This window comes from Dietzia sp. CQ4 (genome assembly GCF_014145125.1).
Lineage (GTDB): Bacteria > Actinomycetota > Actinomycetes > Mycobacteriales > Mycobacteriaceae > Dietzia > Dietzia natronolimnaea.
In genome coordinates, this window is the sequence record NZ_JAALDZ010000059.1 from 1 (window position 1) to 2,877 (window position 2,877).

A 2,877-nucleotide genomic window follows, 5' to 3' on the forward strand; every position below is an offset into this window, starting at 1 on the left:
GGCGCCGCCGCCCGGGCGCGCCCCCGCTTGCGGGCCTCCTCGCGGACGCGGCGCAGCACCGTCGCGGGATCGTCCCACCCCACCCAGCCTGCCAACTGCCGGGCGTACTCGTCACGCAGGGCCGAGTCGCGGATGTCCGCCACCACCGGCACGGTCTGGCGGAGCGCCTCGACCCGGCCCTCCGCGTGGTCGAGATCGTATTCCTCGAGCATGGAGCGGATGGCGAACTCGAACATCGGCACCCGGGCCGAGATCAGATCGCGGACGGCCGCGTCGCCCTTCTTCTGGCGGATGTCGCAGGGGTCCTGACCGGCGGGGGCCACCGCCACGAAGGTGCGGCCGGAGAACTGCTGGTCCCCGGAGAACGCCCGCATCGCGGCCTTCTTTCCGGCCTCGTCGCCGTCGAAGGTGTAGATGATCTCGCCGCGGAAGTAGTTGTCGTCCAACATCAGTCGCCGGAGGGTGGACAGGTGGTCCTCACCGAACGCGGTGCCACACGCCGCCACGGCCGTGGTCACGCCGGCCGCGTGCATGGCCATGACATCCGTATAGCCCTCCACGACCACCGCCCGGCGCTGGGCGGCGACGTCCCGCTTGGCCAGGTCCAGTCCGAACAGCACCTGCGACTTCTTGTAGAGCATCGTCTCCGGCGTGTTCATGTACTTGCCCAGGGTGTCGTCCTCGAAGAGCTTGCGGGCGCCGAACCCGATCACCTCCCCCGCGAGATTGCGGATGGGCCACAGCAGGCGCCGGTGGAACCGGTCGATCAGCGTCCCCCGTGAGCTGGTCTTGGACAGTCCCGCCGACTCCAGCTCCTTGGGCTCGAAACCCTGCCGCATCAGGTGTTTGCTCATGGTGTCCCAGCCCGTGGGCGCGTACCCGCACCCGAAGCGCTCGGCGTGGGAGAGGTCGAAGCCGCGGTCGGTGAGGAACGCGCGTGCAATCTCGGCCTCCGCGTCCTGATGGAGTCGCTCGGCGTAGAACTTCTGCGCGGCGGCGTTGGCCTGGACCAGTCGCGAACGGGTCCCGCGGTCGCGCTGGATCACCTGCCCGCCGCCCTCGTAGGAGATGCGGTAGCCGATCCTGTCCGCGAGCTGCTCCACCGCCTCGACGAAGCTGATGTGCTCCATCTTCATGAGGAAGGCGAACACGTCGCCGCCCTCACCGGTGGAGAAGCAGTGGAAATAGCCGTGCTGCGGACGAACGTGGAACGACGGCGTCTTCTCGTCCTTGAACGGGGACAGCCCCTTCATCGAATCCGCGCCGCCTGGTTTGAGCGCGACGTACTCGCCGACGACCTCCTCGATGCGAGTGCGTTCGCGGATCGCGGCGATGTCCTGCTCCGGAATCCGCCCTGCCATGCCGCCCAGAGTAACCGCCCGGGCAGGAGACCGGCGTGCCCCCTGCGACGGGCCGATACGCTGGCCGCATGATCGCACCCCCACCCCGCCCCCTCGCCGTCCGGAGCCCACGGTCCCGCACGGTGGCGGCCGTCGCGCTCCTGTCGGCGTTCCTCGTCAGCCTGGTCGGGTGGGCGGCGCCCTCCGCCTCGGCGGAACCGCCGTCCCGGCTGCAGCAGCAGGTCACGGATTCCGCGGGCGTGCTGGGTGCGGATACCGCCGCCGTGGAGAGCCGGCTCGCCGAACTCCGGTCGACCGACAACATCCAGCTCTGGGTGACCTACGTCGACAGCTTCGACGGCGTGCCGGTCCAGCAGTGGGCGCAGGAGACGGCCCGCCTGTCCGACCTGGGCGCCTCCGACGTGCTGCTCGCGGTGGCCGTGCAGGACCGCGGTTACTGGTTCGAATCCACCGACCAGCGCGCGGACCAGCGGATCGCCGACCGGGACATCGAACCGCGACTGGCGGCCGGTGACTGGGCAGGTGCGGCCATCGGCGCGGCCGACGGGCTCGAACGACAGGGCTCCGGCTCCGGGCTCTCCGGTGGGGCCCTGCTGGGGATCATCGCGGTGATCGTCGCCGTCGTGGCCGCGGTCCTGCTGATCAGCCGCCGACGCCGGTCCACCCGCACGGCCAGGCAGGCCGAGTCCGCCCGCGAGATACCCGGCGACGACACGGCCCGGTTGTCGGCGCTCCCGGTCGAGGTCCTCGACGCCCGTGCGAGGGCCGGTCTGGTCGAGGCCGACCAGGCCGTGGACACCTCCACGACAGCGCTCGAGACCGCCGCCGGGGAGTTCGGCGACCTGAGGACACGCCCGTTCCGCGCCGCTCTCGACTCGGCGCGGGGCGAGGTCGCGACCGCGCACTCGCTGATCCAGCGGCTCGACGACGACATCCCCGAGACCCCGGACCAGCGCCGGGCGATGCTGCTCGAGGTGGCGGCCAGGGCCGAGCGTGCCGAACGCGTGCTCGAGGGCCAGTCCACGGCCTTCGCCGAGATGCGGGACCTGTTGATCAACGGCGCCGCCTCGGTCGACGCGCTGACCCGGCGCGCGGTCACCCTGCGCGCCAGGATCCCCGATGCCGAGGAGTCCATGGCGGACCTGCGATCCCGGTTCCCCGCGGCCGTGCTCGCCTCGATCGAGGACAACCTGACGATCGCCACCGAGCTGCTCGACGCCGCCGAGGCCGAGACCTCTCGCGCCCGCACCGCCCTCGCCCGACCGGTGGGCGAACAGGCCGAGGCCGTGGACGCCATCAGCTCGGCCGAGGAGGAACTGTCGCGCGCCGAGAAACTGGTCGACGGCGTGGACCACGCCGCGGACGACATCGCCGCCGCCCGCCGAGACCTCGGTGCACTGATCGCCGAGGTCGACGAGGAACTGGGCCAGGCCGCCCGACTCCTGCGGTCCCCGGACCTCGGCCGGAGCGGCCGGAGCCTGACCGACGCCGCCGCCGCCGCACGCGACGCCCTCGA

2 protein-coding genes are annotated in these 2,877 nt (G+C 71.8%); one reads left to right on the plus strand and one right to left on the minus strand.

Annotation, left to right across the window (positions count from 1 at the left end):
* The coding region (gene dnaG / locus G6031_RS04245) for a DNA primase (RefSeq protein ID WP_182652544.1) at positions 1 to 1,361 on the minus strand (1,361 nt) is incomplete at its 3' end.
* Between the two features lie 68 nt (positions 1,362 to 1,429).
* Between dnaG and G6031_RS04250 the strand changes: the two genes are divergently transcribed.
* The coding region (locus G6031_RS04250) for a TPM domain-containing protein (protein WP_182652545.1) at positions 1,430 to 2,877 on the plus strand (1,448 nt) is incomplete at its 3' end.